Origin of the sequence: Novosphingobium sp. B-7 (assembly GCF_000410615.1) — a bacterium.
Taxonomy (GTDB): domain Bacteria; phylum Pseudomonadota; class Alphaproteobacteria; order Sphingomonadales; family Sphingomonadaceae; genus Novosphingobium; species Novosphingobium capsulatum.
Window position 1 is genome coordinate 1 of the sequence record NZ_APCQ01000093.1, and the last position, 7752, is coordinate 7752.

7 protein-coding genes and 1 pseudogene are annotated in these 7752 nt (G+C 65.9%); 2 read left to right on the top strand and 6 right to left on the bottom strand.

What is annotated here, in order from left to right:
• The 4 genes and pseudogenes from H926_RS0100825 to purU form a co-directional block, all read right to left on the bottom strand.
• Positions 1–309 (bottom strand): annotated as a pseudogene (locus H926_RS0100825) (electron transfer flavoprotein subunit beta/FixA family protein); the annotation flags it as partial.
• Between the two features lie 22 nt (positions 310–331).
• On the bottom strand, positions 332–1723 hold the full coding sequence (locus tag H926_RS0100830; RefSeq protein WP_022674613.1) for an L-serine ammonia-lyase: 1392 nt from the start codon (positions 1721–1723) through the stop codon (positions 332–334).
• A complete protein-coding gene (locus H926_RS0100835) occupies positions 1720–2214 on the bottom strand; it encodes a prolyl-tRNA synthetase associated domain-containing protein (RefSeq protein WP_022674614.1) in 495 nt (164 codons plus the stop codon). The genes H926_RS0100830 and H926_RS0100835 overlap by 4 nt, the downstream gene beginning before the upstream one ends.
• A complete protein-coding gene (gene purU, locus H926_RS0100840) occupies positions 2211–3062 on the bottom strand; it encodes a formyltetrahydrofolate deformylase (RefSeq protein WP_197279205.1) in 852 nt (283 codons plus the stop codon). The genes H926_RS0100835 and purU overlap by 4 nt, the downstream gene beginning before the upstream one ends.
• Positions 3063–3237: 175 nt before the next feature.
• Between purU and H926_RS24920 the strand changes: the two genes are divergently transcribed.
• Positions 3238–4188, top strand: coding sequence for a LysR family transcriptional regulator (locus H926_RS24920; RefSeq protein WP_022674616.1), 951 nt, complete (start codon positions 3238–3240; stop codon positions 4186–4188).
• Positions 4189–4342: 154 nt separating this feature from the next.
• Positions 4343–5326: a PAS domain-containing protein gene (locus H926_RS0100850; protein ID WP_022674617.1), complete on the top strand. Its 984-nt coding sequence runs from the start codon at positions 4343–4345 to the stop codon at positions 5324–5326.
• Positions 5327–5344: 18 nt separating this feature from the next.
• Here the strand turns inward: H926_RS0100850 and H926_RS0100855 are convergent, their stop codons facing one another.
• Together H926_RS0100855 and H926_RS0100860 are read right to left on the bottom strand one after the other, a co-directional pair.
• The gene (locus H926_RS0100855) at positions 5345–5875 is read right to left on the bottom strand and encodes a sarcosine oxidase subunit gamma (protein WP_022674618.1); all 531 of its coding nucleotides are present in this window, start codon (positions 5873–5875) and stop codon (positions 5345–5347) included.
• Positions 5868–7752: glycine cleavage T C-terminal barrel domain-containing protein (locus H926_RS0100860; RefSeq protein ID WP_022674619.1), on the bottom strand; the 1885-nt coding region annotated here is incomplete at its 5' end. The genes H926_RS0100860 and H926_RS0100855, both read right to left, overlap by 8 nt.

Genomic DNA, 7752 nt, shown 5'->3' on the forward strand with positions numbered 1-7752 from the left:
CGCCGTCACGATCTTGGCCACCGCCAAGGGCTCGACCTCGTCGTCGCTCTGCACCAGGATCGCGCGGTCCGCGCCCATCGCCAGCGCCGTGCGCAGCGTATCGCTCGCCTTTGCCGGCCCCACCGACACCGCCACGATCTCGCTCACCACGCCCTTTTCCTTCAGGCGAATGGCTTCCTCGACCGCGATCTCGTCGAACGGGTTCATGCTCATCTTCACGTTCGCCAGCTCGACACCCGTGCCATCCGCCTTCACCCGCGGCTTCACGTTGTAGTCGATCACCCGCTTCACGCAGACCAGGGCTTTCATCGATACATCTCCTCGAACTCGCTCAGCATTCCACCACGTTGACCGCCACGACGTTCACCGCCAGGCCGCCTTGCGAGGTTTCCTTGTACTTGTCACGCATGTCTGCGCCGGTTTGGCGCATGGTTTCGATCACCTTGTCAAGACTCACCATGTGCTGGCCATCGCCCAGCATGGCGAGGCGCGAGGCGTCGATCGCCTTGACCGCGCCCATGGCGTTGCGCTCGATGCACGGGATCTGCACCAGACCGCCCACCGGATCGCAGGTCAGGCCAAGATTGTGCTCCATGCCGATTTCGGCGGCGTTTTCGATCTGGGCGTTGTTGCCACCCAGCGCCGCCGTGAGGCCCGCCGCCGCCATCGAACAGGCCACGCCCACTTCGCCCTGGCAGCCCACTTCGGCACCGGAAATGGACGCGTTGCGCTTGTAGAGCGCGCCGATCGCCGCCGCCGTCAGCAGGAACGTGCGCCGCCCGGCGCGATCGCCGCGATAGCAGCGCTCGTAATAGCGTAGAACTGCCGGAATGATCCCGGCCGCGCCATTGGTGGGCGCGGTCACCACGCGGCCACCAGCGGCGTTTTCCTCATTCACCGCCATGGCCCACAGGTTGATCCAGTCGAGCACGGCCAGCGGCTCTGACAGCGACATCTGCTGACGATGCTGCAATTCCTGCGCCAGCGCGGCGGCGCGGCGGCGCACTTTCAGTCCACCAGGCAGGATACCGCCCTGCGCGCAGCCGCGATCGATGCAGGCGGCCATGGTATCGGCCAGCAGATCGAGCCCGGCGTCCACGTCCGACGGGCTGCGCCACGCCAGTTCGTTGGCCAGCATGATCTGGGCAAAGCTGAGGCCGGTGGCCTCGCCAATCTCGATCAGCTGCGCGGCGGAGGCAAAGGGATAGGGCAATTCCGGCACATCGAGCGCGGGCGCGTTGCGGATCACCTCGTCCTCGTCGAGCACGAAGCCGCCGCCCACCGAATAGAACAGCCGCCGCGTCAGCATCTCGCCAGCGTCGTCCCACGCTGCCAGGGCCATGGCATTGCTGTGATAGGGCTGCCGCTCGCGCTGGAGAAAGCGCATGTCCTGCGCCGGGGCAAACGCAACCTCGTGCTGCCCGAGCAGCGCGACGCGGCCCGATTGCTCCACCGCGGCAACGATGCCGGCCACCGCATCAGGATCGACCGTCGCCGGAACTTCGCCAGCCAGGCCCAGGATAATCGCCACGTCGGTGGCGTGGCCCTTGCCGGTCAACGCCAAAGACCCATAGAGATCGACCGATACCCGCGCCGTTCGCGCCAGCAGGCCCGCGGCCTCCAGCGCCTCGGTAAAGCGGCGCGCGGCCACCATCGGCCCGACGGTGTGGGAACTCGATGGCCCGATGCCGATCTTGAACAGGTCAAACGTGCTGACGGTCATGGCCGCTCCGGAATGCCAGACACGATCGCGGAGTGATTCCACCCTTCCAGGGCGCGCAACAAATCGCCACCGGAAAGACCGATCGTTGCTGTGTTGCGCAAGGGATGAACGTGAACCCGTTCTGCGTCAACCAGATCCGCGTCGATCACCACGCGAACCGCGCCATCGGCATCGTTGATCACCGCGAGCGGCGTCACCGCGCCGGGCGTCACGCCCAACAGACGCTCCATGTCTTCCGGCTTGCCAAAGCTGAACTTCTTGGCGCCGACCGCGCCAGCCAGCCCCTTGAGGTCCACCCGCTTGGCATGGTCGACCGTTACCAGCCAGAAACTGCCATCGGCGTTCTTGAGGAACAGGTTCTTGGTATGCGCCCCAGGCAGCGCGGCGTGGATCGCTTCGCTTTCCTCCACGGTGAACACTGCCTCGTGTTCCAGGCTGGACCATGCCACGCCCAGCGCGGCCAGATCGGCATAGAGCCGCGCCTCGCTCACTTGAATACCACGGTGCGGTGGCCATTGAGCATCACGCGGTGCTCGCAATGGGCCTTGACCGCGCGGGTCAGCACGCGGCTTTCGGTTTCCTGGCCCTGGGCGATCAGGTCATCGACGGTATCGGCATGGTCCACCATCGAGACATCCTGTGCGATGATCGGCCCTTCATCCAGATCGGGCGTAACGTAGTGGGCGGTGGCGCCCACCATCTTCACCCCGCGCTCATAGGCACGGTGATAGGGCATCGCGCCCTTGAACGCCGGCAGCGAGGAATGGTGGATGTTGATCACGCGGCCTTCCAGGGCGCGGCAGGTGGTGTCGGACAGCACCTGCATATACCGCGCCAGGATCACCAGATCGACGTTCTGCTGCGCGATCATGTCCAGCAGCTTTGCCTCCTGATCCACCTTGTTTTCCGGCGTGATCGGCAAGTGGTGGAAGGGGATGCCCTCGTGCTCCACCCGGCGCTGCCAGGTGGTATGGTTGGAAACCACGCTGGTCACTTCCATCGGCAGATAGCGCGTGGCGGTTCGATAGAGCAGGTCATTGAGGCAGTGGCCGCCCTTTGACACCATGACCAGCGCACGTACCTTGACCGACAGGTCGAACACCTTCCAATCGATGCCATAGGCACTGCCGACCGAAAGGAACGCGGCGTTGAAGCGGTCCACCGTCATACCTTCGGGCGCGGTGAAGGCCACGCGCATGAAGAAGCGGCCGGTGACGGCATCATCGAACTGCGCGCTTTCAACGATGTTGCAATCCTGCGCCGAGATCGACGTGGCGATCGCGGCCACCAGGCCTTTGCGATCCACACACGAAACAAGCAGGACGAAATCGGGTTTCAAAAGCGCCACGTCAGCTCCCTTTCGCTGGTTGCCTGCATCTGTAGGACGGCTTGCCCGCAACAGGAACGGGGCAGCGCAGACAATAAGCAGATATAATCTGGTAGTTCAGGCATCATGATGGCACAAGAGTGCAGCACGGGGGCGCGAGAGGGCGCGCACCCAAAGGATCATGCCCATGCGCCTGCCCGCCGAATTCGATCTGCACGGCTTGGAAGTGTTTGTCCTGACGGTGGAACTGGGCGGGATGACCGCCTGCGCCCAACAGTTGCGGATCACCCAGTCGGCAGTGTCGCAAACCATCACCCGGCTGGAACAGGGCATCGGCGCGCCACTGTTCGATCGCTCGCTGCGGCCACTGGGCCTGACGCCATCGGGCCGCGCCCTGCACGAGCGCGCGCGCAAGCTGCTGGCCAGCGCGCGCACTGCCTATGACGAGGTGCGCGAAGGCGCGCAGCAGCCGATTGACCAGTTGACCGTGGGCATGAGCGAGAGCCTCGCCAACCTGCTCACCGCGCCGCTGCTGCGCCGGCACGGCATGCGCGTGGGATCATGGCGGGTGCGATCGGGCATTTCGCTGCGCCAGCAGCAGGAATTCCTCGCGCGGCGCTGCGACATGCTGGTGACCGGCAGCAACACCCTGGAAAAACACCCGGGCATCGAACACCACGACGTGATCGATGATCCCTTCGTGATGATCTTTCCGGCCGACCATAGCGGCAGCATCGATCCGGCCGACGTGGCCGAACGCATGCCGTTCGTGCGCTATTCGCTCGATACCGGCATGGGCCAGCGCATCGAAAGCCAGCTGACCCGCATGAAGCTGCGCCTGCCCAATGTGATCGAGGTGGAGATCATCCACCAGCAATTGACCACGGTGGGCATGGGCATCGGCTGGAGCATAACCTCGCTGCTGTGCCTCGCGGCCCTGCCCCAGCTGATGCCGCAGCTGCGCGTCGAACCCCTGCCGCGCGGCCGCTTTGCCCGCCGCATCCAGGTGGTAGCACGCATGGGCGAGTTGGGCGACCTGCCCGGCCAGACGGCCGCCCTGGCGCGCGAGACCCTGCTGGATCAGGTGCTGCCGCCACTGATGACCAATCTGCCCTGGGCCGGGCCACTGCTGGGGTGATGCCGCCGGCAGCGGAATCGCCGCAAGCCCGAAAAGTGCGCTTTTCCGCCAATTTTTGCTGGAACTTTTACATTAACTAACGATTATGGTGCTGTCGCGAAGGTGCGCGTGGGGCACGCCTGACCGGGTGTTTTGGGGAACTCCGGCAGTAAACATGACTAACAACGAACTTTCACGGCAGGTTGCCGGCATCTCGCAACTCTCGCTGGCAGCTGCGCTCGACCAGAGTGTGGATTGCGTCAAGGTGATCGGGCTGGATGGCACGGTGGCTTACGTCAATCCGAACGGTTTGTGCGCGATGGAGATCGATGCGCCGTCCGACGTGCTGGGCAAGCAATGGGAAACGCTATGGCCCGAAGCGGGCCGGCCGCATATCGCCAGCGGCTTTGCCACGGCCCAGGCCGGCGGTGTATCGCGGTTTCGTGCCCATTGCCCCACGGCCAAGGGCAACAGCCGCTGGTGGGACGTGAGTGTTTCGGCGCTGCGCGACGATACCGGCAAGCTGATCAGCTATCTGGCCGTGTCGCGCGACGTGACTGATGCCGAACTCTCCCGCCAGGTGCTGGAAACCGCCACGCGCGAGTTGCACCATCGGCTCCGCAACACCTATACGATGATTTCCAGCCTGATCCGCGGCTTTGCCCGTGGCGACGCGCACAACGATGCCTTTGCCGGGCAGATGGCCGAACGCCTGATCGCGATGGGCCGCGCCCAGGCCCTGTTCACCAGCCTGGAAGTGCCGTGCAGCCTGGTCGAACTGATCGATGCGCTGGTCCTGCCCTTTGGCAGTGCGTTCTGCCCGGTGGCGACCGACCAAGTGCGCGACATGCCGATTGCGCGCGCCCTGGCTGACACGATCGCCCTGGTCGTGGGTGAACTCGCGGTCAATTCCTCGAAGCATGGCGCGATCGCGCATGGCGGCGCGATCACGCTGTCGAGCGAGGATCAGGACGGCGACATCGTGATCACCTGGCACGAGATTTCGAACCGCCCCGTGCAGGCAACCTCGCGCGATGGCGGCCAGGGGCTGAACCTCATCAACCGCATCGTGCGGCTGCGCGAGGGCGCGATCGATCTGGATTGGCAGCCCGATGGCCTGACCGCGCGCCTGCGCTTCAAGGGCGGTGCGGCGGCCTAATTTTCAGGCCAATTCTGCTTAGCCGCGTTCCGCCGCCTTGAGTGCGTGCCACAGCCACGGGGCAAAGCTGCGCCACACGAACACGCGGAACACGGTTGCGCTTTCGCGCCACACGATCACTTCCACCGTTTCGAAAACGGTGCGCGTGGCGCGGCCCACGGCAAACCGGTCGAGATCAAGCGGACATCCCGATGACAGGACGGTGGCCGACCCTGCCCCCTCCACCCGGATAACCACGCCGCGCGCGGAAATGTCCACCACGCTCACCGGTTGCCCGGCGCCATCGGGCAGCGCGGTGCCGGCAGGCAGATCGGCCAGCCATTCGTCTGGCCCGAGGCAGGCGATGCCATCCAGCGTCTCGCCAATGCGCGCCGGTACAGCGCGGCCGATCACGCCTGAAAGCGCCTGCGCCGTGCGGGCGCGCAGCGACCAGCGGCTGGCCGGCGCTTCCAGCGTCAGCGCCACGCCCGAGGCGGTAACTGCCTGGGCCTCCAGCGCCAGATCGGTGCCGGCCACGGCCAGGGCGGGGATCGCAAGGACATCAGACATCGAGGCGGCTCCCTTGCGGATCATAGAACACGGTGCTGGCGCTCACCCGCGCGCGGATCGTGCGGCCCGGCATCGGCACATGGATCACCTGGCCATCGCGCGCGCGGCCGTCGGCAATCACCGCCATGGCGATGGAGCGGCCCAGCGTGGCGCTGTGATAGGACGAGGTGACGTGGCCGAGCATGGTCATCGGCACCGGCTGATCGGGATCGGCGACGATCTGCGCGCCTTCTTCCAGCACTTCCTGCGGGTCTTCGGTCAGCAGGCCGACCAGTTGCTTGCGCCCCGGCGCGCTCATGTCGGGCCGGGCGAGCGAGCGCTTGCCGACGAAATCGGGCTTCTTGGTGCCTACTGCCCAGGCCATGCCGGCGTCATCCGGGGTTAGCGTGCCGTCGGTATCCTGCCCGACGATGACATAGCCCTTTTCGGCGCGGAGCACGTGCATCGTCTCGGTGCCATAGGGGGTGATGCCGTGGGCCTGGCCAGAGGCGTGGATCGCCTCCCACACCATGCGCCCATGCTCGGCCGGCACATTGACTTCATAGCCAAGCTCGCCGGTAAAGCTCACGCGGAACAGGCGCGTCGGCACGCCGCAGATACTGCCCTCGCGAATGGCCATATGCGGAAAGGCGCCGGGCGCCAGATCGATGCCTTCGACCAGCGGCGCGATCACGGCGCGGGCGAGCGGGCCCTGCACCGCGATCACCGCCCAATGCTCGGTCGTGCTGGTCAGCCAGACGTCGAGATCGCTCCATTCGGTCTGGAGATAGTCTTCCATCATCGCCAGCACGCGCGCCGCGCCGCCGGTGGTGGTGGTCAGGTGGAAACGATCGGGCGCCAGGCGTGCCGAAACGCCATCGTCGGTGATGAAGCCATCCTCGCGCAGCAGCAGCCCATAGCGGCAGCGGCCGGGTGCCAGCGCCTTCCACGGGTTGGTATACATGCGGTTGAGGAACTCGGCGGCATCGGGCCCGACCACCTCGATCTTGCCCAGGGTCGATGCATCGAACATGCCCACCTGCTGGCGCACCGCCACGCACTCGCGCGCGACGGCGGCGTGCATGTCTTCTCCGCCTTGGGGGAAATAGCGCGCACGGCGCCATTGCGCCACGTTCTCGAACACGGCCCCGCGCGCATCGGCCCAACCATCGATCACCGTCTTGCGGATCGGCTGGAACAGCGCATCCTTGTGATGCCCCATCAGCGCGCCGAACGTCTGCGGCGTATAGGGCGGGCGGAACGTGGTGAGGCCGATATCGGTCACCGGCTTGGACAGGCTGCCCGAGGCAATCTGCAAGCCGTTGAGGTTGCTGGTCTTGCCCTGGTCGGTGGCCATGCCGTTGGTAGTATAGCGCTTGATATGCTCGATCGAGCGCATGCCCTCGCGCACCGCCAGATCGATATCGCGCGCCTTCACGTCGTTCTGGAAATCGACGAAAGCCTTGGTCTGCCAGATCGGCTTGGGGCCAGGCAGCGTGCCCAGCGCCAAGCCCGCACCCATATCCCAAGCGCCTGCCCCGGCACCCACGGCGCGGCAGTTTTCCTGCGCCACGTCGGGCAGATAGGCGCCCCAGGCATCGTCCCAGCGCAAGCTGCCCTTGGCGTGGCTCCACAAATGCACGGTCGGCGTCCAGCCACCGGCCATCAGCAGCGCATCGACCGCCAGTTGCTGGCCCTGCCCGGTGCCACCGGCGGCAAAGGTAATGCCGCTAACCCCATGGCGGCCCGCTACCTGCGTGACGGCATGGCCAAGATGCACGGCAATCCCCGCGCCGCGCACGGCAGCAACCAGATCGGCCGCCACTTCGCCCCGCAAGTCGATCACCGCCACCACGTTGACGCCAGCCGCCTTGAGCGCCAGCGCATCGCGCCAGCCG

Excerpts from the sequence above, each read along its gene's own strand:
- H926_RS0100855 (WP_022674618.1), bottom strand. The coding sequence starts at position 5,875 with ATGTCTGATGTCCTTGCGATCCCCGCCCTGGCCGTGGCCGGCACCGAT.
- H926_RS0100850 (WP_022674617.1), top strand. The coding sequence starts at position 4,343 with ATGACTAACAACGAACTTTCACGGCAGGTTGCCGGCATCTCGCAACTC.
- H926_RS24920 (WP_022674616.1), top strand. The coding sequence starts at position 3,238 with ATGCGCCTGCCCGCCGAATTCGATCTGCACGGCTTGGAAGTGTTTGTC.
- H926_RS0100830 (WP_022674613.1), bottom strand. The coding sequence starts at position 1,723 with ATGACCGTCAGCACGTTTGACCTGTTCAAGATCGGCATCGGGCCATCG.